Raw genomic sequence first — 22,780 nt, 5'->3', positions numbered from 1 at the left:
CTCCGCCGGGCTTGCGATCGTCATGCTCGCAGCCGCTCGAGCGCGGCGCGGACCTGTGCGGCGTTCGTGGTCTGCCAGAACGGCGGCAGCGAATCCCGCAGGTAGCGCCCGTAGCCCGCGGTGACCATTCGCGAGTCCAGCACCGCGACCACGCCGCGGTCGGTGACCCGGCGCAGCAGCCGGCCCGACCCCTGTGCGAGCAGCAGCGCGGCGTGGCTGGCGGCCACGGCCATGAATCCGTTACCCCCGCGCGCGGCGACGGCGCGCTGCCGCGCGCCCAACAGCGGGTCGTCGGGCCGTGGAAATGGGATGCGGTCGATCAGCACCAGCGACAGCGACGGGCCCGGCACGTCGACGCCCTGCCACAGCGACAGCGTGCCGAACAGCGAGGTCTCGGGGTCGGCGCTGAACTGCTCCACCAGCGCCGAAGTGCTGTCGTCGCCCTGGCACAGCACCGGTGTGGACAGCCGTGCGCGCATGGCTTCGGCCGCGGCTCGGGCCGCCCGCATCGACGAGAAGAGGCCCAGGGTGCGCCCGCCGGCGGCGGTGATGAGTTCGGTGATCTCGGTGAGCTGTTCCGCCGAGCCCGTCCCGTCGCGTCCGGGCGGTGGCAGGTGCGCGGCCACATAGAGGATCCCCGCCTTGGCGTGGTGGAACGGCGATCCGACGTCCAGCCCGCGCCAGCCGGGCGCCCGGCCGCCGTCGCTACCGCCCAGCCCCCACGCCGCGGCCATCGCGTCGAACGTGCCGCCGACCGTCAGCGTCGCCGACGTCAGCACGGTGGTCGCACGGGAGAACACCCGGGTGCGCAGCAGGTCGGACACCGACAGCGGCGCCACCCGCAGGACCGGGCGCATCACGCCGCGATTGTCCTCGTGATCGAGCCAGACGATGTCGGTGCGGTCCGGAATCGCGGGGGCGAACGACGCGAGGATGCGCGACGCGGTGTCCGAGATCTCGCTCAGCGCGGCGACCGCCTCGGCGCGCGCCGCGGCCGCCTTGGCGTCGCTGGTGGTCTCGATCGCCGACCGCGCGGCGGTGGCCGCGTCGCGCAGCGCGGTGACGTAGGTGGCGAGCTCGTCGTCGAGGTAGTCGAGGCGGCCGGGGGTGGCGTCGTGGATGGCCGCGGCGAAGTTGGCCGTCGTGGCCTCCAGCCGCTGGGTCAGCTCCGGGCCAACCAGGCGGGTGATCCGTCGCGACGCAACGCCGAGGGCCGCCGACGTCAGCTCGGCGGTGGCGGCCGACGTCACGCGGTCCACCAGCTCGTGCGCCTCGTCCACCACCAGCAGCGCGTGTTCGGGCAGCACCGCCGACTCGGCCACCGCGTCGATGGCCAGCAGCGCGTGATTGGTGACGACGACGTCGGCCATGCCGGCGATGCCCCGCGCCCGCTCCGAGAAGCACTCCGACCCGAACGGGCAGCGCGCCACCCCGAGGCATTCGCGGGCAGACACGCTGACCTGCGACCAGGACCGGTCCGGGACGCCGGGCTTGAGATCGTCGCGGTCGCCGGATTCGGTGTCGGACGCCCAGGCGGTGAGGCGTTGCACGTCCCGACCCAGCGCGGTGGCCGCCATGGGATCGAACAGCTCCTCCTGCGCCCGGCCGTCTTCGTCGGGCCCCTGGGTACCGTCCGTGCCGTTGTGAATCTTGCTCAGGCACAGGTAGTTTCGGCGGCCTTTGAGCAGGGCGAACCGCGGGGGCCGGGGCAGGGCGTCGCCGAGCGACTCGGCGAGCCGGGGCAGGTCGCGCTCGACGAGCTGGCGCTGCAGCGCGATCGTGGCGGTCGAGACCACGACGGGGGAGTCGTCGCCGATCGCGCGGACGATCGCGGGAACCAGGTATGCGAGCGACTTACCGGTCCCGGTGCCGGCCTGGACGACGAGGTGTTCGCCGGTATCGAACGCTCGCGCGACGGCGGTGGCCATCTCCACCTGGCCGGCGCGCTCGCTGCCGCCGAGCGCGGCGACCGCGGTAGCGAGCAACTCGGGGACGGACACCTCGGACGTGGTAGCTCTCTTCGTTCGCCGGCGGGCTAGCGCCCGGACGGGATCAGTGTGGTGGGGATGGCGGGTTCGCCGTGCGAGAGGTTGAGGCCCTCCCAGGGCAGGCTGTGCAGGCCGGCGGCCACCAGCTCGCGCGCCGCGGCGAGATCGGGTTTGGCGACCACCTCCCCGGCGCGGGCGAGCGGGACGGTCACCACACGAAAAGGATCGGCGGCGGCGGGCGGTCGCCCCACCGGGTGGACCACTTCCTCGGTGATGGTGCCGGTTGGGCGGGACAGGCGCAGCGCCTCCTTGCGGCCGCCGCGAGTCTCCTTGTGGCTGCTGCGCTTCTGCACCGGCATGCCGTCGACTTCGACCAGTTTGTAGACCATGCTTGCGGTCGGCGCACCGGAGCCGGTGACCAGCGACGTCCCGACGCCGAAACTGTCCACCGGCTCGGCGCCGAGCGCGGCGATCGAGTACTCGTCGAGGTCGCCGGACACCACAATGCGCGTCCCGGTGGCGCCCAGTTGGTCGAGCTGGTCGCGGACCTGCCGCGTGAGGGCCCCGAGCTCGCCGGAATCGATGCGTATCGCGCCGAGCCCCGTTCCGGCCGCGGCCACCGCGTTGGCCACGCCGGCGGTCACGTCGTAGGTGTCGACCAGCAGCGTCGTGTCGACGCCCAGCGCGGCGACCTGGGCCCGGAACGCGGCCAGCTCGTCCGGCCCCTCCGCTGTCGTGTGGACCATGGTGAACGCGTGCGCGGAGGTGCCTTCGGTGGGGATCCCGTATTCGCGCTGGGCCTCCAGGTTTGACGTCGCGGCGAAGCCGGCGATGTAGGCGGCGCGGGCCGCGGCGACCGCCGCCCGTTCGTGCGTCCGCCGGGATCCCATCTCGACCAGCGGCCGGTCCCGCGCGGCGCTGACCATGCGCGCCGCCGCGGACGCGATCGCGGTGTCGTGGTTGAAGATCGACAGCGCCAGCGTCTCGAGCACGACGCATTCGCCGAAAGTGCCGGTCACCGACAGCACGGGGGAGCCGGGGAAGTACAGCTCGCCCTCGGCGTAGCCGTCGATGTCGCCGCCGAACCGGAAATCGCGCAGGTACGCCAGCGTGCCCGCGTCGAGAAACTCCGCGAGCGTCTGGCAGGCCTCATCATCGAACGTGAAGTGCGGCAACGCTTCCAGCAGCCGGCCGGTGCCGGCGACCACCCCGTAGCGACGACCGTCCGGGAGGCGGCGCGCGAACAGCTCGAAGGTGGTCCGGCGGCCGGCCGTGCCGTCGCGCAACGCCGCTGCCAGCATCGTCAACTCGTACTTGTCGGTCAGCAGGCCAGCCGGGCGCGGCTCGTTCATTCCGCAACGGTAACGGCTGGGGGCGGCGGGCGTATGCCTCGGTATCGTGTACGTCATGGTTGTTGCGTCAGCGCCCACTAAGCCGGGCACTACCGGGCAACGGGAGTCGGCTCCGGTAGACGTCACGGCCAGCCCCTGGGTCACGATCGTATGGGACGACCCCGTCAATCTGATGACGTACGTCACGTATGTGTTCCAGAAATTGTTCGGCTACAGCGAGCCGCACGCCACCAAGCTGATGTTGCAGGTGCACAACGAGGGCAAGGCCGTGGTGTCGGCGGGCAGCCGGGAGAGCATGGAAGTCGACGTGTCCAAGCTGCATGCCGCCGGTTTGTGGGCGACCATGCAGCAGGACCGCTGAATTCGAGGGGCTTCGGCGATACCCTGTGCGCAAATGGAAGCGGGTCGACACCGCGAACGGTCCCCGTTTTCGGTCCGCCCTGGCTTCCCATGAGGCGGCCCTGCTCAAGAACCTCGCCGGTGCGATGATCGGCCTGCTCGACGAACGCGAATCGTCCTCGCCGGCAGACGAACTCGAGGAAATCACCGGGATCAAGACCGGAAATTCGGAGCCCCCCAGGGATCCGACGCTGCGGCGGCTGCTGCCGGATTTCTTCAAACCCGCCGACGGTGACACCGCGCCGGCCGCCGCGGCGGCCCTCAACGCCGCGCTGCGCAGCCTGCACGAGCCGGAGATCATCGACACCAAAAGGCATGCTACGCAACGGTTGTTGAACACCGTTCCGGACAACGGCGGCCGCTTCGAGCTCACCGAGCAAGACGCTGAGGCCTGGGCCGCCGCGGTCAACGACATCCGGCTGACGCTGGGAGTGATGCTCGAGGTCGGACCGCAGGGGCCCGAACGCCTGCCGGCCGATCATCCGATGGCCGTGCACTTCGACGTCTACCAGTGGCTGACCGTGCTGCAGGAGTACCTGGTGCTGGTGCTGATGGGCTCCCGATGAGCATCACCGATGTCCGGGGCATCCGCGTGGGGCACCACCAGCGGCTGGACCCGGACGCCTCCCTGGGCGCGGGCTGGGCCTGCGGCGTCACCGTCGTGCTGACCCCGCCCGGAACCGTGGGGGCGGTGGACTGCCGGGGCGGCGCGCCGGGCACCCGCGAAACCGACCTGCTGGACCCCGCCAACACCGTCCGGTTCGTCGACGCGGTGTTGCTGGCCGGGGGCAGCGCCTACGGCCTGGCCGCCGCCGACGGCGTCATGCGCTGGCTGGAGGAACGGGGGCGCGGGGTGGCGATGGAGGGCGGGGTGGTGCCCATCGTGCCCGGCGCGGTGATCTTCGATCTGCCGGTCGGTGGCTGGGACCGCCGGCCGACGGCCGAGTTCGGCTACCTGGCCTGCGAGAACGCGGAGGGCGCGACGGCGACGGCCGCGGTGGCCGTCGGGAACGTCGGCGCCGGGGTGGGCGCCCGGGCGGGCGTGCTCAAGGGCGGTGTCGGCACGGCCTCGACGACGCTGCCGTCCGGCGTCACCGTAGGGGCGGTCGTCGTGGTGAACTCCGCCGGTGACGTCGCCGATCGGGCCACCGGCCTGCCGTGGATGGCCGACCTGACCGAGGAATTCGGGCTGGGATCGCCGCCGCGCGAGCAGGTCGAGGCGTTCGCGGGCCTGCCGTCTCCGCTCAGGCCCCTCAACACCACGGTCGCGGTCGTGGCGACCGACGCCGCCGTGAGCGCCGCCGCGTGCCGGCGCATCGCGGTCGCCGCCCAGGACGGCCTGGCCCGCGCCATCCGGCCCGCGCATACCCCCGTCGACGGGGACACGGTGTTCGCCTTGGCTACCGGGGCGGTCGAGGTCGCACCGCCTGCCGCAGGCAAACCCCCGCCCGCGGCGTTCTCCCCCGAGACCCAGCTGGTCACCGAAGTCGGCATAGCCGCGGCCGACTGCCTCGCCCGCGCGGTGCTCGTCGGGGTGCTGGCCGCCGAGTCGGTGGCCGCGATACCGACCTACCGCGACGTGCTGCCCGGGGCCTTCGGCTAAGGGGAGCGCGCCCCGGCCCCGGTACCCTGGATGGGGCCGAACACGCTCGGAAAGGGCAGCAATGGGTAGGACCACGCCGAGGGGGCGTCCCGGCGTACCGGCGACCCGGCAGAAACGGCCCGACTGGGTGATTGGCGGGGCCACGATCCTCACCTTCGTGGCGTTGCTCTACCTGGTCGAGCTCATCGATCAGCTCACGCGCCATTCGCTGGACGCCAACGGCATCCGGCCGCTCGAGGCCGACGGGCTGTGGGGAATCGTGTTCGCCCCGGTCCTGCACGCCAACTGGGCTCACCTGGCCGCCAACACCGTCCCGATGCTGGTGCTCGGGTTTCTCGTCACCCTGGCCGGGCTGTCGCGGTTCGTGTGGGCCACCGCCATCGTATGGATCCTGGGCGGATTCGGCACATGGCTCATCGGAAACGTCGGCAGCTCCTGCGGCCCGACCGACCACATCGGGGCTTCCGGCCTGATCTTCGGCTGGCTGGCGTTCCTGCTGGTTTTCGGCATCTTCGTCCGCCGGGTCTGGAACATCATCATCGGCCTGGTGGTCTTGTTCGCCTACGGCGGTGTCCTGCTTGGCGCCATGCCGGTGCTCGGGCAATGCGGCGGCGTTTCCTGGCAGGGGCATTTGTGCGGGGCGATCGCCGGAGTGGTGGCGGCGTGGATGCTGTCGGCACCCGAACGCAAAGCTAGGACCGGACGCAAAGCGGGCGCCGCGCGGAGACCCGGACGATGAGCGCGCCCTTCGCGCCCGTCGGCGTCTTCGACTCCGGCGTCGGGGGACTGACCGTCGCCCGGGCCATCATCGACCAACTGCCGGACGAAGACCTGATCTACGTCGGCGACACGGCCAACGGACCGTACGGCCCGCTGAGCCTTCCGGAGATCCGCGCGCACGCGCTGGCCATCGCCGACGACCTCGTCGGGCGTGGGGTGAAGGCGCTCGTGATCGCGTGCAACACGGCGTCGGCGGCGTGCCTACGCGACGCCCGCGAGCGCTACGACGTGCCCGTCATCGAGGTGATCCTGCCGGCGGTGCGCCGTGCGGTCGCCACGACCCGCAGCGGCCGCATCGGAGTCATCGGCACCCGGGCGACCATCACCTCGCATGCCTACCAGGACGCTTTCGCGGCCGCCCGCGACACGGAGATCACCGCCGTGGCCTGCCCCCGGTTCGTCGACTTCGTCGAGCGCGGCGTGACCAGCGGGCGTCAGGTGCTGGGCCTGGCTGAGGGGTACCTGGAGCCGCTGCAGCGGGCGCAGGTCGACACGCTGGTGTTGGGCTGCACCCACTACCCGCTGCTCTCGGGCATCATCCAGCTGGCCATGGGCGACAGCGTCACGCTGGTGTCGAGCGCCGAGGAGACCGCCAAGGAGGTGCTGCGGGTGCTCACCGAGGCGGACCTGCTGCGTCCCCATGATGCGCCGCCGGCCACGCGGGTCTTCGAGGCCACCGGCGACCCGGAAGCGTTCACCGGACTGGCGACGCGATTCCTGGGTCCGGCGGTCACCGGCGTACAACCGGTGCACCCCTTCGCCTCGCCCTAGCTTCCAGGGCGAGATTCTGATCACATGAATGCGGCGATGTTTTCGTCATGGTGCTATCGGGCATGGCACAGTAGTGTCCGTGCGAATAACCGTGCTCGGCTGCTCGGGCAGCGTGGTGGGGCCGGATTCGCCTGCGTCGGGATATCTGCTCCGCGCGCCGGACACCCCTCCTCTGGTGCTCGACTTCGGCGGGGGCGTGCTGGGGGCTCTGCAGCGTTTCGCCGATCCCAGCGCGGTGCACGTCCTGCTCAGTCACCTGCATGCCGACCACTGCCTGGACCTGCCCGGCCTGTTCGTCTGGCGGCGCTATCACCCGTCGAAGCCCGACGGCAAGGCGTTGCTGTACGGCCCCAGCGACACGTGGTCGCGGCTGGGTGCGGCGTCGTCACCCTATGGCGGCGAGATCGATGACTGCTCCGACATCTTCGACGTTCGGCACTGGGTCGACAACGAGCCCGTGCAATTCGGGTCGTTGACCGTCCTGCCCCGGGTGGTGGCCCACCCGACGGAGTCCTACGGCATGCGGATCACCGACCCCAGCGGGGCGTCGTTCGTCTACAGCGGCGACACGGGCATGTGTGAGCAGCTCGTCGAGCTGGCCCGTGACGCCGATGTCTTCCTCTGCGAGGCGTCGTGGACCCACGCGGCGGATCGGCCGCCCGCCCTGCACATGTCCGGCACCGAGGCGGGCAGGGCCGCCGCCGAGGCCGGGGTCCGCGAGCTGCTGCTGACGCACATCCCGCCGTGGACCTCCCGTGAGGACGTCATCAGCGAGGCCAAAGCGGAATTCGACGGGCCCGTGCACGCCGTGGTCTGCGGCGAGACCTTCGACATCCGTCGCTCCGAACGGGTCTGAGCGCGTCCCGTCGGGCCTGGCTTAGGGTTACTGGGTGACCAGACGAGAAGACGGCCGCCTTGACGATGAGCTTCGCCCCGTAGTCATCACGCGCGGGTTCACCGACCATCCGGCGGGTTCGGTATTGATCGAATTCGGCCATACCAAGGTCATGTGCACGGCCAGCGTCACGGAGGGCGTCCCGCGCTGGCGCAAGGGATCGGGCCTGGGCTGGCTGACCGCGGAGTACGCGATGCTCCCCTCGGCCACCCACACCCGTTCGGACCGGGAATCGGTCAAGGGCCGGCTGTCCGGGCGCACGCAGGAGATCAGCCGGCTCATCGGCCGATCGCTGCGGGCATGCATCGACCTGCGCGCGCTGGGGGAAAACACGATCGCCGTCGACTGCGACGTGCTGCAGGCCGACGGCGGCACCCGCACCTCGGCCGTCACCGGCGCCTACGTGGCGCTGGCCGACGCGGTGACGTACCTGGCGGCCGCTGGCAAGCTGTCGGATCCGCGGCCGCTGTCGTGTGCGATCGCCGCCGTCAGCGTCGGGGTGGTCGACGGCAGGATCCGGGTCGACCTGCCCTACGAGGAGGACTCGCGCGCGGAGGTCGACATGAACGTCGTCGCGACCGACACCGGGACCCTCGTCGAGGTGCAGGGCACCGGGGAGGGAGCGACGTTCCCGCGCTCGACGCTGGACAAGCTGCTGGACGCCGCCCTTGGGGCCTGCGACCAGTTGTTCGCGGCGCAGCGGGAGGCGCTGGCGTTGCCCTATCCGGGGGTGCTGCCCGAGAGCGGCCCGGCGCCGAAGGCGTTCGGCACCTGACCCGGCTGCTGGTTGCCAGCCGCAACCCCAAGAAGCTGGCCGAGTTGCGCCGGGTGCTCGACGGCGCCGGCCTGTCGGGGCTCACGCTGGTGTCGCTGAACGACGTCCCGCCATTCGATGAGCCGCCGGAGACCGGCGCGACGTTCGAAGACAACGCGCTGGCCAAGGCGCGTGACGGGTTCGCCGCGACGGGCCTGGCTACGGTGGCCGACGACTCGGGGCTGGAGGTGGCGGCGTTGAATGGGATGCCCGGCGTCCTGTCGGCGCGGTGGTGTGGAAACCACGGCGACGACGCGGCCAACACCGCGCTGCTGCTGGCGCAGATCCGTGACGTCCCCGACGACCGGCGCGCGGCGGCGTTCGTATCGGCGTGCGCGTTGGTGTCGGCATCCGGCGAGGTCGTCGTCCGCGGGGAGTGGCCGGGCAGCATCGCACGGGCGCCCCGCGGCGACGGCGGATTTGGTTACGACCCGGTGTTCATTCCCGACGGTGACGACCGGACCGCGGCACAACTCGGCCCGGCGGAGAAGGACGCAACGTCGCATCGCGGCCGCGCGCTGGCGCTCTTGGTGCCCGCGCTGCGCAACTTGGCGGCGCCACGGGTCTAGAGGCCGAAGCGCGCTTTGACGTTTCGCGTCTGGAAGTGCTCGACGATGATGCCGAGCAGGGGAACCGTGCCGGCCAGCAGCACGCCGATCGTCTTCCCGATGGGCCAGCGGACTTTCACCGCGAGGTTGAACGCGGCGAGCACATAGACGAAGTACACCCAGCCGTGTACCACCTCTATCCACCGGATCTCATGATGGAAGGCGAGGTGGGAGACGATTTCGTAGCACAGCGCGATGAGCCACAGGCCCGTCGCCCACGCCATGACGCGGTAGGCGAGCAGGGCGGAGCGGATCTTGTCCGCCGGGGCCGCAGCTGTCGATGGGGTCTCGGGGGTCGTCATGCGGTTGTCCTGTTCTGTTTTTCGGTATCCATCTTGGCGAGCTCGGCCAGGTAGGCGTTGTACTCCCGCAGGGCGGGATCGTCGGGGGGCGGTTGCATCGACGCGGGGCGCTCCGGCAGCAGTCCGGCGGGTATCTCGGTGGCCGCGCCGTTGCCGCGGGGGGCCGGCGGCGTCTCCTCGTAGCGCACGAACTTGCGGTAGGCGTAGATGCAGAACCAGGCGAACAGCGGCCACTGCAGCGCGTACCCGAGATTCTGGAAGGTGCCCGAGGTCGACTGAAACCTGGTCCACTGCCACCAACCGAGGGCCAGGCAGCCGCACGCCGCGACGAGCGCCAAGACGATCAGCGCGGGCCGGTGACGACGTGTGGTGGACACCCCTTGAAGGTACCGCCCGCGATTTGGCGCCGACGAACTCGTCGAGCCGGCCGCGACCGCCGGCCACTTAGGGGCGGCACCGAGGCGGTACGATCGCTGAGCGCGCGGGCGTGGCGCAATTGGCTGACGCGCCGGCTTTAGGTGCCGGTGCTCGAAAGAGCGTGAGGGTTCGAGTCCCTCCGCCCGCACCGATGTGATGAGTCGTGTCATAGGTGACAGATGAGTCGCGTCATGGGTTACAGATTCCCCGGCCGTCGGCCGGGGTTTTTGTTTTGGTTGCGCCAGTAGTTTCTTTCGGGGTTGATGTGGTGGCTGCTGAGGACGTGGTGGCTGGTTTTGCTGACGACGGTGACGGTGTCGGTGGTGACCAGGATCAGGGTGGGGGTGTGGGCGTGGGTGCGGCCAACGCCGAGGTGGTGTAGGCGGCTGCCGTGGCGCAGGGTGAGTTTGCCGAATTGGTCGATGGTGTCGTGGCGTTTCAAGCACCAACGTCCGGTGCTCGCCGGATTTGTCGGCCAGCCGTGCTACGTCGTCAGCGGACAGGTAAACCCGGCGCTTTCCCGATTTGCGGGGCAGGTTACCGACACCCTTGCACGGGTTGGCGGCCAGACGTTTGCCTTTCACCGCATCGGCCAAGATGCCCGAGAGCACACCCTCAGCGCGAATGACGGTTGTCGCACCGGAACCCTTGCGGGTCATGCGGGTGATCCACGGCTCGACGCCGAGCACGTCGATATCCGCCACCGCTATCGCGCCCCACTCGGGTTTCACGTGGAGTCGCCGGTCAGCTTGTTGACCTCGACATCGTTGGCGAAAATCTGCGCGACACGCTTGGTGGTGAAGCCACACTTACGGGTGGTCCGGTTACCGGGAGTGCGATAACGGACGGCGTAAAGCGTTGCGCTGTCTTTGGTTTGGTACTTCTCAATGGTCGCCATCTTCAGATCAGCCCTTCCTTGCGGGCTTTGGCGATGTAGCGGAGCGCCTGGCGCTCATAGACGTGGAATGCGGCTTGCACCGCCGCGAGCCGACTGCCCTCGGGTGCGGCCCGGTGAACCTCGGCAACGTCACACAAAAAATCCGGCGTGATCTTGCGCCGGGTGATGCGCCGTACCGCGCGAACAGCATCGCTACCAGTTTGCTCGTAGTCGTCGGTGCCGTCTGGCGTGAATCCGGCGACCCCGGCGAATGCGTATACCTCGTCGCGAATCCGATCAAGCTTGATGGCCAGTAGATCCTTTGCCCTGATGGCGTTTTCGCCAGCTACTAGCTTTATGCTGACACAACCCGGTATCCGGTCGCGTACCTCGAACACGATTTCGGCGGTGTCGGTTCGGTACGTGAGTAGCCGGTACGCTGCGCCGTCGCCCATCGCCACCCATGTGTCGTCGGTGATTTCGACGGTCGCTCCGCTGGGTAGCGGGTAGCTCTTGCCCTTCAGTCGGACCTGTCGCATGGTGACATTGTCGGCAACAACCGCCGTGAAACGCGGAAAACCAGCACACCAACCTCCCCGGCCCTGTTACCGCAGGGTGCGGGGGCTTACATGCACTCAGAGTACGGGCATCGCTGCTGTCGTCAACTGTTCCAACTGTTCCACCTGGGTTCTCGGCTCAGTCGGTCGTCTGTTCAGCGTCGGTTTTCGGATCGTCAGGTGGTGTCTCTGGTGGCGGCGTCTGTTGGTCCGGTGGAGCGGTTAATCGGTCTAGCCCGGTTATGCGCCGTACTGCCTCTATGCGCGCGCGGCGCTCTGCTGCCTCTGCGGCACGGTATTGGCGCTCTTGGTCTCCGCGAACGGGGTAGACCCAAATCCCATCGTGTTCGTCTCGGTAGCTCTTGAGAACCTTCGTCATGTCGGCAAGCTTTTCGGTTATCGCTTTGGCGGATTCGCTCGGATTGTCGGCTACGAAGAGTGTGTTGAAGTGACTGTCCCAATCCAAGATTGCGGGATTTTCAAACCTGTTGCCACGGCTGTATTTGCACGTCACCAAACCCTCGAAGCGTGAACCTAATTCGTCCCGTTTCGGATACCGTTCACGCTAAGTCGGCACACCGACAGCCCGAGGTATCTGCACGGTGTGTTCAGCGTCCAGGTGAGTCGGGCGTGTCGGGTATCAAACCGCCGCTGGCCAAGGTCGACTGGCTGCTCGCTGCAATCGTAGAGCCCGCATTCCCCGGTCTTCGACGGCATGGAACGCAACATTTCATCCCCAGGGGTTGTTCCAGACTGAGGGTGAACGCCTGTGGGGCATGTCGGTGCCGAGACATTGGATACAGAAATCAATCACTCTCTGAGTCGCAAGCTCAAACCATGTGTCGGGTTGGATGAGTGCCTGCTTGAGAGCGTTCGGGGTCAGTCCTCGAATCGCTGGCACCGCAAGTAATTTCCCGTAAATGCGCTGCTCACTGCGCACCGCTTCGCGCATAAGTTCCACGGGGCGCGTTATGGCAGCATTGGTGGTTAGTATGTGAATAGTGATGCCGCATATATTGATTCGTCTACGAACGCTCCCCATTTTGGCGAACACCAACGATCTGGCCTTGCTTGCTGGCTCCTGCAACTGCTCATCGGTCAACTTGTCGAAGTCGAGAGTGTTTATGAAGTCAAACAGTTGACCGTATACGTCATCCTGCTGCGATCTGAACTCGCCAACCGCGCTGAGCAATACGGCGAGCTCGCCTCGCAACTTGTCGTCGCGGGCATCGAGCCTTTCCCGCTGGAATCGCTTGTCGGCGCTACGCAGCGTCAAGACATTGAATCGGGCGCTAACGACGATCGCGGCGATGGCGACGGTAACCGTGGCGATGTTGCCCCAGGCGATGGACGGGTGAAAGTCATCCCATGCATCCCAGAGGTCGGACACCAGCCAGTCTCACCAATCGAGCACGGCTCTCTACGCTGGGCCCGATTCCCGACATAGAAGCAAACGCACTTTAGGAAAAGTTCTACGCGATGGTTTACCTCACCAGTGGTGGATTCATCACGGTCAACGACGACTTCGCGTCGATCGTTCTGAACATAGCGGCGGGGTGACCCTTAAGTCCGTTGTATCAACTGGCGAGTCCCCGTTACTGAGTCCGCCCCGTCTTAGAGTCGGGTTGGTGTGATCCGTGCTCAGTTGACGCTGCAGGCAACCGGGGTGTGGGTACACCTGCATGCGGCAGCGTACTCGGCCGGCGTCATGTAGCCCAGGGCCGAGTGCCGGTGTCGATGGTTGTGTTCGGTCCTGAAGTCGCCGATGACTACGCGGGCCTCGAACAGGCTGTTCCAGTGGTTGCGGTTGAGGCACTGTTTGCGTAGGCGGTTGTTGAACGATTCGATGTAGCCGTTGTCCCACGGGCAGCCCGGCGGGATGTACACCATTCCGGTCTTGTTCTCGCAGAACCGTTGCAGCGCTTGAGAAACCATCTCTGGGCCGTTGTCCAAGCGCAGCACTTTCGGCGGGCCACCAGCCGCGCCCTTTATGGTCGAAATCTAGCGAGACGACCAGGAGCAACGATATCGACTCATCCCGGAGACGGGCGTACATTCTGCATAACGCGACAATTTGGCATCACCGTAGAGGACCGGTAGCCGTGGACGTTGCTAGTGCCGACCCGAACTGGGCAGAGTGTTTGACGGGCGTAGGAACTGTTGTGCTCGCGATCGCGGCGTTATTCGCGTTAACAACGATCATCCTAACGCGGCGCGCTGGGCACGCACAGGCAACAACGGAAGCAGCGAACAGATGGAATGAGGAAGCTTTCCGGAATGCACGTGCGAGATTTCGGGGTCTGATCGCTACCGGAGGGCCAGAGAAGCTCCGCGACGAGATGATGAAGCTTCGCGCCGCTGGTTCGAAGGACTACTACGACCTACTCGCAATTCTGGATTACTTCGAAGATCTTGCGATTCTGCTTAGGTATCGCGCGATTACGTTCCCTATTGTGTATGACTCACTCGGTGGAACCGTTAACTACTACTGGACTAACTGCGAGGCTTTTGTAAAAGCTCTCCGCGCGGAGGGCACTGCGACGGTTTATCAATGTTTTGAGCAGCTTGGCAATCGAATCGCGCGAGAAGCGAAGTCCCACAAAGCCTGGACGCGCACCAAATGGACTGACCGTTCGGCCCGTGGTGCGAGGACGAAGTTCGAGAAGCGACTGCATATCCTGTCACCGGCAGTGGACCGCGCAAGGGAGATCGCGCTCGAGAAATGCCCCGACCTCATGAAATCGGATCTGGTGTTAGTTGCTCACTCGTTGTCTGAAACCGAAGCGCTAGATGATGCATCTGCAATGATTGTTATGCGTGGGTCGGATGGGTCCACCATCTCAATACACATGTGGGACGGGGGACTTCGCTACACTGCCTCACGGGTACTCCCGGCGTAGAACAGTCCTTATGACGCATTTCGGCGGCTGGATATGCGCAGTTCGCAAAGCTCCTTCGCGGCGTCAATGTCCATTCCGCCGTAGGTGCGACGCCAGTTGTACAGCGTGGCGGCGGAGAAACCCAGCTCGGCGGCGATTTCCTCGCCGGTCTTGCCCTCCGCGGCCAGTTCATCCGCCCGGCGCAGCTTGGTTACAATGTCCTCCGCGGAATGCCGCTTCCGACCAGCCATACGTTTCATCGTCCCTTCTGACCCGACCTCGGGCCATAGGACTCTAGAACTGGTTGGACTCATCCAACGGGAACACGCCACAGGGATTCGACACGCCGGGCAACCGCGTGTCCTGAGGGTCAAACGGAGAAGCAGCGTCTCAGCCTAGGGGTCTTAACACCCTAGGGCGTAGTCCCTGAGGGAGCTAGGCGCGACGGTCGTGCGGTACTCATCGGATTCCAGCAGTTTCTGTAACCACCCGTCCCACGTACCAGTGTGACCGCCTGCGGCGTGCACTGCTGTTCGAGCTGCCACAAACGCCTTGTGTAGCGCCTCAGATCGGTCAGATGCGTTGACGGTCATGCATAGATCGACCCGGCCCGCCTTGAGGTCAGCGCCAACGTCGCCATCTACGTCGGTTATCCCAGCGAAGGCTTCGGCAAGGTCGTCTAGGTGGCCTTCTATAGCCTCATCAAACGGACGGTCCGATCCGAACGTAAATTCGATGTAGTAGCTCGTCATTGCGTTTCACCTCTTTCCCAACATGACTGACGACGGAACCACCCTATTAAGTTCCGGAAGTAGTTCGGATCAGAAGGTGACTTGTGCATCATCTTCTGGTGGCTCCCGCACGAGCACCGGAACTTGCGATAGTTGTTCCCCTTCCTGGTGACCTCGTACCATCCGTGCGCCGTGATCTCGGCCACCACCGCGCTCTGTTCGTCATGTTTTCCCACTTCAGCTCTCTACCGTAGTCGACTCGGATCACCGCTGTGTATCGAACGATGGCGATGGGCAAAGTTGAGCAGAGATATCCGGAATACCCCGCCAAAAGCCCCCTACCAGGGGGGTTAGGTGCGCGCTGCTGAGGCTGATTTGCGGCCCGCAGCAGAGCGTGCCAGCAAACAGCTCCGTGGACACCAAATGGACACAAAAATCTGACAATCACAGATAACTAGCGTTAAAGCGTGAAGCATGTCTGTCCAGTTAGACGGCCATACGAGCCCCTGGCCAGGATAGCCAAGGAGGGTTCGAGTCCCTCCGCCCGCACCGATCTGGCAGGCCGCTGGCCGTTGCGACAAATGCGCGTCAAACCCTTCTTGCCGGGTACGTCAAGGTGCACGGGACACAAGGGAGACGCCATGACGATCGGACAAGAGCCCCCGCCCGCGGGCGAGGAAGACTTCATCGCGGACGAGATCGAGGTCGCGGAAGACCGCGCCCGGCGGGCGCGCGAACGCGCCGCCCAGGCGGGATTCTCGGCCGCCGACAGCCTCGAGGAGTCCGCGCGGCGGCATGAACATTTCGCGGAGGTCGAGGACGAGGGCGTTCGGCAGGGCGTGCCCCACACCGACGTGCATCGGGAGTCCGCCAGGCTCCATCGGAAGGCGGCGGCCGAAGACAGGCACCTCGCCGAGCTCAAGCGCAGAGAGTCCGAGGCCGACCTCTCGTAGGCACGTCAGGTCAGCTGCCCAGAAAGCGTGCTCGCACCTCCGGCGGCGGTATCGGACAGGTGTCGTATTTGCCGAAGAGGCGGTAGCGGATGGCGGCGACCCGGTCGTAGAGCCCGTCGCGCAGCGGGGCGGGAATGATGCGGGCGGCACCGAAGACGCGCCACGGGCCGCCGAGATAATCAACGACGCGCAGGGCCGCCTCGGACCGCACGGCGACGCGTTCCCCGTGGTCACCGGGTTGGTCGACGAAGACGACGGACTCCACGTCCTTGATCGACGGGTGCCGGTCGATGATCGCCCGCGCCAAGTCGGTGTCCAGGGCGGCGAAGCGCAGGGTGCCTTTTCGATCGAACCGAATGATCGTCCGCACCGCCAAGTTGCAGAAGCCGCAGACACCGTCGTACAGCAGGATGGGGGGCGTTTCGGCGTTCACTGACGCCAGGTTACCGAGCGGCGGCCGTGGCGGCGGCCCACCCGAGGTTGACCTTTGGTAAGGCGACCCTTAGTTTGTGGGGGTAACTTACCTACGTCGGGGAGTGGTGCCAGGTGCAAAGTGTCGCGGCGCGGCAGGGCGGGCGGCCTCCGCTCATCGGGCTGGATGACGTCGTCCGCGCGGGACGGGACCTGGGCATGCGACGGCTGAGCATCAACGCGGTCGCGGCGCGGCTGGGGGTATCCGGCACGGCGCTGTATCGGCACGTCGAAAACCGCTGGGAGCTCGAACGTCTCGTCGGCGAGAGCGTGCTCGCCGAACTCGACCTACGCGACGACCCGGGCGCGGACATCGAGCGGCACCTGGTGTCCTTCGGGCTGCAACTGCGCGACTTCACCGCGGAGCACCCCGGGTTGGCGTCCTACCTCCAGGTGCTCTTCCCGCGCGGTGACGCGGGGGCTCGGGTGTTGTCCCAGGAGGTGGAGGCGCTGCGCCGGCGGGGCTATTCCGCGGACGCGGCGATGGTGCTGAGCAGCGCCGTGGCGACCCTCGCGATCAGCCTGGCGGCGCGAGAAGAGAACACGGCCAACGCCACCGACGGTGACCAGGCCGGCGCCTTCGCCGTCGAGCGTGACGCCGCGGCCGAGCGGTTGGCCGGCGACGCGCGGCTGGGCGCGGCCCATGCCCGGCTGCCCCAGGTGTCCGATTCGGAGTTCGTCCGGCTGCTGCTCGCCGCCTCCATTCGGGGCCTGGTCGCGGTCATCCCGCCGGGCCGACCGATCGGCGAGGCCGTCGCGGAGCTGAGCTCCGCGGGAGAGGACCGCTGATGGCACGCGGGTTCCAGGGTGTGATGCTGCGGGGCTTCGGCGCCCGCGACCACACCGCAACGGTGGTCGAAACCCTGCAGATCGCACCGCATTTCGTGCGTGTGCGGATGGTGTCGCCGACCCTGTTCGACGAGATCGAGGCCGAACCCGCGGCGTGGCTGCGGTTTTGGTTCCCCGATCCCGACGGATCGACCACCGAGTTCCAGCGTGCCTACACACTTTCGGAGTCGAACGCCGCAACCGGGCGATTCGCGGTCGACGTCGTCCTGCACGATCCGGCCGGCCCGGCGTCGCGCTGGGCGCGCACCGTGCAGCCCGGCGCCACGATCGCGGTCATGTCGCTGATGGGCTCGTCGCGTTTCCAGATGCCCGACGAGCAGCCGGCCGGCTACCTGCTGATCGGTGACTCGGCGTCGATCCCGGGAATGAACGGGATCGTCGGGGTCGTCCCCGACGACGTGCCGATCGAGATGTACTTCGAGCAGCACCACGACGACGACACCCTGATCCCGCTCGCGCGGCACCCGCGGCTGCGCGTGCACTGGGTGGCGCGCCGCGACGAAAGGTCGCTGGCCGCCGCGATCGAGAGCCGGGATTGGTCGGACTGGTACGCGTGGGCGACCCCCGAGGCCACCACCCTCAAGCACGTGCGCGCTCGGCTCCGCGACGATTTCGGCTTCCCCAAGTCGGCCATCCACGCCCAGGCGTACTGGAGCGCCGGCCGCGCCATGGGCACCTGCCGCGGTGACGACGCCGACGCGGCCGAGGGCGAAGTAGCCCACGCGGCTGCGGCGGAAGCCGTTGAAGACCAGCGCGACCAGCCCCGTCCCGCCGCGCCTCCCCGGGGCAGCTGGCGCGCGCAGGCCGCCGGCCGGCTGCTCGCGCCCCTGCGGCCGGCGTTGATCCTGTCCGGCCTGCTGCAGGCCGTCATCACCCTGGTGCAGCTGGCGCCGTTCCTGCTGCTGGTCGAGCTGTCCCGGCTGCTGCTGTCCGGGGCACCCGCGTCGCGGCTGTGGGGCGTGGGCGTGGCCGCCGTCTCGCTGCTGGGGCTGGGTTCCGTGCTCAGCGCCGGTCTCACGCTGTGGCTGCACATCGTGGACGCGCGATTCGCCGTTGACATTCGAAAGAGGTTGCTAAGCAAGCTTTCCCGACTGCCGCTGGGCTGGTTCACCGCGCGCGGTTCGGGCCCCATCAAACAGCTGGTGCAGGACGACACGCTCGCCCTGCACTACCTGATCACGCACGCCATCCCCGATGCTGTCGCCGCCGTCGTCGCGCCGGTGGCGGTGCTGGTCTACTTGTTCGTCGTCGATTGGCGCGTGGCGCTTGTGCTGTTCGTGCCCATCTTCGTCTACCTGGTGCTCACGTCCTCGGTGACCATCCAGTCGGGTCCGCGCATCCCGCAATCGCAACGCTGGGCCGACAGGATGAGCGGCGAGGCCGGCGCGTTCCTTGAAGGCCAACCGGTGGTTCGGGTCTTCGGCGGTGCCGCCGCGTCCAGTTTCCGGCGTCGCCTCGACGAGTACGTCGGCTTCCTCACTGCGTGGCAACGCCCGTTGGCCGGCAAGAAGACGCTGATGGACCTGGCCACCCGCCCCTCGACGTTCCTCTGGCTGATCGCCGTCGCCGGCACGCTGCTGACCGTCACGGGTTCGATGGACCCGGTGAACCTCCTGCCATTCCTGTTGCTGGGCACCGCGTTCGGCGCGCGGCTGCTCGGCATCGCCTACGGGCTCGGGGGCATCCGCGCCGGCATGCTCGCCGCCCGTCGGCTGCAGAACACCCTCGACGAACCCGAGCTGGCGGTGCGAGAGGGCGGGGCCACGGCGGGTGACTCACCGGCCACGGTGGTGTTCGACCGGGTCACCTTCGGCTATCGCCCCGATGTGCCGGTGATCGACGACGTGTCGTTGACGCTGCGCCCGGGCACCGTCACCGCGCTCGTCGGTCCCTCCGGCTCGGGCAAGTCGACCCTGGCCGCGCTGCTGGCCCGCTTCCACGACGTGCAGCACGGCGCGATTCGCGTCGGCGGACGCGACATCCGGTCGATGACCGCCGACGAGCTCTATGCGCGCGTGGGTTTCGTGTTGCAAGAGACCCAGCTCGTGCACGGCACCGTCGCCGAGAACATCGCGCTGGCCGTGCCCGGCGCCACCGCCGCGCAAATCGAGGCCGCCGCGCGCGAGGCGCAGATCCACGAGCGCATCACGCGCTTGCCCGACGGCTACGACACCATGCTCGGCGCGGGAACCGGCCTTTCGGGCGGCGAGCGGCAACGGCTCACCATCGCCAGGGCCATCCTCGCCGACACCCCGGTCCTGATCCTCGACGAGGCCACCGCGTTCGCCGATCCGGAATCGGAATACCTTGTGCAGCAAGCGCTCAACCGGCTCACTCGAGACCGCACGGTGCTGGTGATCGCACATCGCCTGCATACCATCGTGGGGACCGACCAGATCGTCGTGCTCGATCACGGCCGCGTCGCCGAACGCGGCACCCACGACGAGCTGTTGGCGACCGACGGCCGTTACCGCCGATTGTGGGAGAGCGGGAGCCGCAACCCGATGGCGGTCACCACGGAGGGGGCGCGATGATTCGCACCTGGCTCGGCCTCGTGCCGGCGCACCGCCGCACCAAGCTCGTCGCGTACGCTTCGCTGGCGTTGCTGTCGGTCGCGGTGCGTGCGGTGGCGACGGTGCTGCTGGTTCCGCTGCTGGGCGCGCTGTTCGGCGACAGCCCGCACCGGGCGCTGGTGTGGCTGGGCTGGCTCACCGCGGCCACCGTCCTCGGGTGGGTGATCGACACCGCGACCGCGCGAATCGGGTTCGAGCTGGGTTTCACCGTGCTCGACCACACCCAGCACGACGTCGCGGACCGGCTCCCCGGCGTACGACTGGACTGGTTCACCGCCGAGCACACCGCGACGGCGCGGCAGGCCATCGCCGCGACGGGCCCAGAGCTGGTCGGGCTTGTGGTCAACCTGCTGACGCCATTGATCTCCGCCGTTGCGCTGCCCTGGGCGATCGCCCTTGCGCTGCTGCCGGTTTCGTGGCAGCTCGGGGTCGCCGCCCTGGCCGGCGTACCCCTGATGCTGGGGGCGCTGTGGGCTTCCGGGCGGCTGGCCCGGCGCGCGGACTCGGCGGCCGCCGCGGCCAACACCGCGCTGACCGAGCGGATCATCGAATTCGCGCGCACCCAGCAGGCGTTGCGAGCCGCGCGACGCGTCGAGCCGGCGCGCAGCCTGGTCGGCGATGCGCTGGCAGCCCAGCACGGGGCCACCATGCGCTTGCTGGCCATGCAGGTGCCGGGCCAGCTGCTGTTCAGCCTCGCCAGCCAGCTGGCGCTCATCCTCCTGGCCGGCGTGACGACGGCGCTGACGGTGTCGGGCGCCGTGACCGTGCCCGAGGCCATCGCCCTGATCGTGGTCATCGCACGGTATTTGGAGCCTTTCACGACGATCAGCGAGCTGGCGCCCGCGCTCGAGAGCACGCGCGCCACGTTGGCCGGCATCAGGGCGGTGCTCACCGCGCCGGCCATGCCCGCCGGCGGCGGGGCGCTCAACGGCGCGGGCGCGGCCCCGCGCGTCGAATTCGACGACGTCACATTCGGTTACGACGGCGCGCGCACGCCGGTGCTCGACGGGATCAGTTTCGCGCTGGCGCCCGGCAGCACGACGGCGATCGTGGGGCCGTCCGGCTCGGGGAAGAGCACCGTCGTCGCGTTGATCGCCGGCCTGCATCAGCCGACGCGCGGCCGGATCCTCATCGACGGGCTCGATGCCGCGACACTCGACCCCGACTCCCGGCGCGCGGCCGCGACCGTTGTGTTCCAGCATCCCTACCTGTTCCACGGCACCATCCGCGAGAACGTCCTCGCCGGTGACCCGGCGGCGGACGACGAGCGGTTTGCGCGGGCGGTGGCGTTGGCGCGCGTCGACGAGCTCACCCGGCGACTGCCCGAGGGGCCCGAGACCGTCGTCGGCGAGGCGGGTTCGGCGCTGTCGGGCGGTGAACGTCAGCGCGTCAGCATCGCCCGGGCGCTGCTGAAACCGGCTCCGGTGTTGCTCGTCGACGAGGCGACCAGCGCCCTGGACACCGAGAACGAGGCCGCGGTGGTCGATGCGCTCACTCTGGGCCCGCGGTCACGCACCCAGGTGATCGTCGCCCACCGGTTGGCCAGTATCCGGCACGCCGACCGTGTGCTCTTCCTCGATGGCGGCCGGGTGGTCGAGGACGGCGCCGTCGACGAATTGCTTGGCAAGGGCGGGCGTTTCAGCGAGTTTTGGCGGCAACAGCGCGACGCCGCCGAATGGCGCATCGTCGCTGAATAGGGCAGCCCGCGGTCCATGCCGGATGCCCTACAGTAGCTGCGTCGGACGGTGCCGTCCGGGTAGTGGAGGCGTGTGATGAGCGCCGTGGTGTCCGTACCGCGCCATCCTGGCGACGTGACCGCCGCATGGTTGTCCGCCGCGCTCAGCGCGCATCGCCCGCCCGTCGAGGTCGCCGACGTGGACGTGACCGCCATCGGCACGGGACAGACCGGCGCGACGTTCCGCGTGACCGCCCGCTACACCACCGCCCCTGCGGACCTGCCGCGAACGTTCGTCATCAAGTTGCCGGCCCAGGACGACGCCGTGCGCGAGCGGGTCGCAATCGGCGATCGCAGCGAGTGCGCGTTCTACGCCGCCGTGGCCGATCGCGTCCGGGTGCCGACGCCGCGATGCTTCTACTGCGACATCACCGACGACGGGCTGGACTACGCGCTGCTCCTTGCCGACCAGGCGCCCGCCGCGCAGGGCGACCAGATCGCCGGCTGCGGGGAGCATCAGGCACGGCTCGCGGTGGCGGCGCTGGCCGGATTGCACGGACCCAGCTGGTGTGATCCCGTCTGGCTCGACCTACCCGGCCTGGCATTCGCGCGACCCAACGAGGACTCGGCGAAAGGCCTTGGTGACGTGGCGAAGCTGAGCGCCGACATCACCCTGGACAAGCTCGGCGACCGACTGAGCGGTGAGGACCGCGAAACATTCACGGACACAATGGCACTGGTGGGAAGTTGGCTACTCGCTGAGCACGACCGCTTCGCCCCGCTGCACGGCGACTTCCGCCTCGACAACCTGCTGTTCGACCCGGACCAGCGCTGGGTGAGCGTGGTCGACTGGCAGACGCTCGGCGTGGGACTCCCCGCCCGGGACCTCGCCTATTTCACGGCGACCAGCATGAACTCGGGGCTGCGCTCGGATATTGAGCGGGGCCTCGTCGATCACTACCACCGCACGCTGGTCGACCACGGCGTCGCCGACTACGACCGCGAGACGTGCTGGCGCGACTACCGGCTGGGCATGCCGCAGGCTTTGCTCATCTCGGCCCTCGGCTTTGCCTTCGCCACCTCCACCCAACGGGGTGACGACATGGTGCTGACCATGCTGCGCCGCGGCTGCCGGTCGATCCGCGACCTCGGGACGCTGGGATTGATCGCCGACCGCTAGGGCGTGTCTGACAATGGTTTCGGGTGTTGTGCGTGAGGCTTGGGGTATGTCGCGGTTTCAGTTGCTTACCGATGCCCAGTGGGCCTTGATCGTTGATCTTCTTCCC

General features: G+C 67.9%; 26 protein-coding genes, 1 tRNA gene and 1 pseudogene. 16 read left to right on the top strand and 12 right to left on the bottom strand.

Annotated elements, in window-relative coordinates; genetic code table 11:
• Positions 1-20: 20 nt before the first annotated feature.
• Both SKC42_RS03965 and SKC42_RS03960 read right to left on the bottom strand, forming a co-directional pair.
• Positions 21-2,000, bottom strand: a complete 1,980-nt coding sequence (locus SKC42_RS03965; RefSeq protein ID WP_330963014.1) for an ATP-dependent DNA helicase — start codon at positions 1,998-2,000, stop codon at positions 21-23.
• Between the two features lie 35 nt (positions 2,001-2,035).
• Positions 2,036-3,340 (bottom strand): nicotinate phosphoribosyltransferase, encoded by a 1,305-nt coding sequence (locus SKC42_RS03960; RefSeq protein ID WP_330963013.1) that lies wholly within the window; start codon positions 3,338-3,340, stop codon positions 2,036-2,038.
• 55 nt (positions 3,341-3,395) lie between these two features.
• On the opposite strand from SKC42_RS03960, the gene clpS reads away from it, so the two are divergent.
• The 8 genes from clpS (at position 3,396) to SKC42_RS03920 (ending at position 9,171) form a co-directional block, all read left to right on the top strand.
• Positions 3,396-3,701, top strand: coding sequence for an ATP-dependent Clp protease adapter ClpS (gene clpS / locus SKC42_RS03955; protein ID WP_067875822.1), 306 nt, complete (start codon positions 3,396-3,398; stop codon positions 3,699-3,701).
• Between the two features lie 25 nt (positions 3,702-3,726).
• The gene (gene aosR, locus SKC42_RS03950; RefSeq protein WP_330963012.1) at positions 3,727-4,305 is read left to right on the top strand and encodes an oxidative stress transcriptional regulator AosR; all 579 of its coding nucleotides are present in this window, start codon (positions 3,727-3,729) and stop codon (positions 4,303-4,305) included.
• Positions 4,302-5,342: a P1 family peptidase gene (locus SKC42_RS03945; protein ID WP_330963011.1), complete on the top strand. Its 1,041-nt coding sequence runs from the start codon at positions 4,302-4,304 to the stop codon at positions 5,340-5,342. The genes aosR and SKC42_RS03945 overlap by 4 nt, the downstream gene beginning before the upstream one ends.
• Positions 5,343-5,403: 61 nt before the next feature.
• The gene (locus SKC42_RS03940; protein WP_330963010.1) at positions 5,404-6,081 is read left to right on the top strand and encodes a rhomboid family intramembrane serine protease; all 678 of its coding nucleotides are present in this window, start codon (positions 5,404-5,406) and stop codon (positions 6,079-6,081) included.
• Positions 6,078-6,893, top strand: coding sequence for a glutamate racemase (murI, locus tag SKC42_RS03935; RefSeq protein ID WP_330963009.1), 816 nt, complete (start codon positions 6,078-6,080; stop codon positions 6,891-6,893). The genes SKC42_RS03940 and murI overlap by 4 nt, the downstream gene beginning before the upstream one ends.
• Positions 6,894-6,966: 73 nt before the next feature.
• On the top strand, positions 6,967-7,749 hold the full coding sequence (locus tag SKC42_RS03930) for a cyclic nucleotide-degrading phosphodiesterase (protein ID WP_330963008.1): 783 nt from the start codon (positions 6,967-6,969) through the stop codon (positions 7,747-7,749).
• A gap of 34 nt (positions 7,750-7,783) precedes the next feature.
• Positions 7,784-8,563 carry a ribonuclease PH gene (gene rph / locus SKC42_RS03925; RefSeq protein WP_330963007.1) on the top strand — a complete coding sequence of 260 codons (780 nt, stop codon included), beginning with the start codon at positions 7,784-7,786 and terminating at the stop codon, positions 8,561-8,563.
• Positions 8,560-9,171 (top strand): non-canonical purine NTP pyrophosphatase, encoded by a 612-nt coding sequence (locus SKC42_RS03920; RefSeq protein ID WP_330963266.1) that lies wholly within the window; start codon positions 8,560-8,562, stop codon positions 9,169-9,171. The genes rph and SKC42_RS03920 overlap by 4 nt, the downstream gene beginning before the upstream one ends.
• On the opposite strand, the gene SKC42_RS03915 is transcribed toward SKC42_RS03920, so the two are convergent.
• Complete coding sequence (locus SKC42_RS03915) at positions 9,168-9,512, bottom strand: DUF3817 domain-containing protein (RefSeq protein WP_330963006.1); 345 nt, start codon at positions 9,510-9,512, stop codon at positions 9,168-9,170. The two genes, SKC42_RS03920 and SKC42_RS03915, sit on opposite strands and share 4 nt — an antisense overlap.
• Positions 9,509-9,889, bottom strand: a complete 381-nt coding sequence (locus SKC42_RS03910; RefSeq protein ID WP_330963005.1) for a hypothetical protein — start codon at positions 9,887-9,889, stop codon at positions 9,509-9,511. Before SKC42_RS03910 ends, SKC42_RS03915 begins: the two co-directional genes overlap by 4 nt.
• A 104-nt stretch (positions 9,890-9,993) precedes the next feature.
• Here SKC42_RS03910 and SKC42_RS03905 point away from each other — a divergent pair.
• Positions 9,994-10,077 (top strand) — tRNA-Leu (locus SKC42_RS03905).
• A gap of 48 nt (positions 10,078-10,125) precedes the next feature.
• Here SKC42_RS03905 and SKC42_RS03900 read toward each other — a convergent pair.
• The 3 genes from SKC42_RS03900 to SKC42_RS03890 form a co-directional block, all read right to left on the bottom strand.
• Positions 10,126-10,371 (bottom strand): hypothetical protein, encoded by a 246-nt coding sequence (locus SKC42_RS03900; protein ID WP_330963004.1) that lies wholly within the window; start codon positions 10,369-10,371, stop codon positions 10,126-10,128.
• 285 nt (positions 10,372-10,656) lie between these two features.
• A complete protein-coding gene (locus tag SKC42_RS03895) occupies positions 10,657-10,827 on the bottom strand; it encodes a hypothetical protein (protein WP_330963003.1) in 171 nt (56 codons plus the stop codon).
• A gap of 2 nt (positions 10,828-10,829) precedes the next feature.
• A complete protein-coding gene (locus SKC42_RS03890; RefSeq protein ID WP_330963002.1) occupies positions 10,830-11,345 on the bottom strand; it encodes a hypothetical protein in 516 nt (171 codons plus the stop codon).
• Between the two features lie 361 nt (positions 11,346-11,706).
• On the opposite strand from SKC42_RS03890, the gene SKC42_RS03885 reads away from it, so the two are divergent.
• Positions 11,707-11,895, top strand: coding sequence for a hypothetical protein (locus SKC42_RS03885; RefSeq protein WP_330963001.1), 189 nt, complete (start codon positions 11,707-11,709; stop codon positions 11,893-11,895).
• 198 nt (positions 11,896-12,093) lie between these two features.
• On the opposite strand, the gene SKC42_RS03880 is transcribed toward SKC42_RS03885, so the two are convergent.
• Both SKC42_RS03880 and SKC42_RS03875 read right to left on the bottom strand, forming a co-directional pair.
• Positions 12,094-12,753 carry a hypothetical protein gene (locus SKC42_RS03880; protein WP_330963000.1) on the bottom strand — a complete coding sequence of 220 codons (660 nt, stop codon included), beginning with the start codon at positions 12,751-12,753 and terminating at the stop codon, positions 12,094-12,096.
• A gap of 251 nt (positions 12,754-13,004) precedes the next feature.
• Positions 13,005-13,346 (bottom strand): annotated as a pseudogene (locus SKC42_RS03875) (transposase); the annotation flags it as partial.
• A gap of 179 nt (positions 13,347-13,525) precedes the next feature.
• Between SKC42_RS03875 and SKC42_RS03870 the strand changes: the two are divergent.
• Positions 13,526-14,263, top strand: coding sequence for a DUF4760 domain-containing protein (locus SKC42_RS03870; protein ID WP_330962999.1), 738 nt, complete (start codon positions 13,526-13,528; stop codon positions 14,261-14,263).
• Between the two features lie 8 nt (positions 14,264-14,271).
• On the opposite strand, the gene SKC42_RS03865 is transcribed toward SKC42_RS03870, so the two are convergent.
• Both SKC42_RS03865 and SKC42_RS03860 read right to left on the bottom strand, forming a co-directional pair.
• The gene (locus tag SKC42_RS03865) at positions 14,272-14,493 is read right to left on the bottom strand and encodes a transposase (protein WP_330962998.1); all 222 of its coding nucleotides are present in this window, start codon (positions 14,491-14,493) and stop codon (positions 14,272-14,274) included.
• 153 nt (positions 14,494-14,646) lie between these two features.
• Positions 14,647-14,994, bottom strand: a complete 348-nt coding sequence (locus SKC42_RS03860; RefSeq protein ID WP_330962997.1) for a hypothetical protein — start codon at positions 14,992-14,994, stop codon at positions 14,647-14,649.
• 620 nt (positions 14,995-15,614) lie between these two features.
• Here SKC42_RS03860 and SKC42_RS03855 point away from each other — a divergent pair.
• On the top strand, positions 15,615-15,926 hold the full coding sequence (locus SKC42_RS03855) for a hypothetical protein (RefSeq protein ID WP_330962996.1): 312 nt from the start codon (positions 15,615-15,617) through the stop codon (positions 15,924-15,926).
• Positions 15,927-15,936: 10 nt separating this feature from the next.
• Here the strand turns inward: SKC42_RS03855 and SKC42_RS03850 are convergent, their stop codons facing one another.
• Entirely contained in the window at positions 15,937-16,359 is a 423-nt protein-coding gene (locus tag SKC42_RS03850; RefSeq protein ID WP_330962995.1) for a thiol-disulfide oxidoreductase DCC family protein, read from the bottom strand.
• 113 nt (positions 16,360-16,472) lie between these two features.
• Here SKC42_RS03850 and SKC42_RS03845 point away from each other — a divergent pair, with 113 nt between their 5' ends.
• The 4 genes from SKC42_RS03845 to SKC42_RS03830 all read left to right on the top strand — a co-directional run bounded on the left by SKC42_RS03845 (position 16,473) and on the right by SKC42_RS03830 (position 22,674).
• A complete protein-coding gene (locus SKC42_RS03845; RefSeq protein ID WP_330962994.1) occupies positions 16,473-17,186 on the top strand; it encodes a TetR/AcrR family transcriptional regulator in 714 nt (237 codons plus the stop codon).
• Complete coding sequence (locus SKC42_RS03840; protein ID WP_330962993.1) at positions 17,186-19,780, top strand: ABC transporter ATP-binding protein/permease; 2,595 nt, start codon at positions 17,186-17,188, stop codon at positions 19,778-19,780. Before SKC42_RS03845 ends, SKC42_RS03840 begins: the two co-directional genes overlap by 1 nt.
• The gene (locus SKC42_RS03835; protein WP_330962992.1) at positions 19,777-21,516 is read left to right on the top strand and encodes an ABC transporter ATP-binding protein; all 1,740 of its coding nucleotides are present in this window, start codon (positions 19,777-19,779) and stop codon (positions 21,514-21,516) included. Before SKC42_RS03840 ends, SKC42_RS03835 begins: the two co-directional genes overlap by 4 nt.
• A 75-nt stretch (positions 21,517-21,591) precedes the next feature.
• Positions 21,592-22,674: a phosphotransferase family protein gene (locus SKC42_RS03830; protein WP_330962991.1), complete on the top strand. Its 1,083-nt coding sequence runs from the start codon at positions 21,592-21,594 to the stop codon at positions 22,672-22,674.
• Positions 22,675-22,780 lie beyond the last annotated feature (106 nt).

Source organism: Mycobacterium sp. 050134, from assembly GCF_036409085.1.
GTDB lineage: Bacteria > Actinomycetota > Actinomycetes > Mycobacteriales > Mycobacteriaceae > Mycobacterium.
Note: the sequence above shows the minus strand (reverse complement) of the source record. Positions and strands in the feature narration are given on the sequence as shown.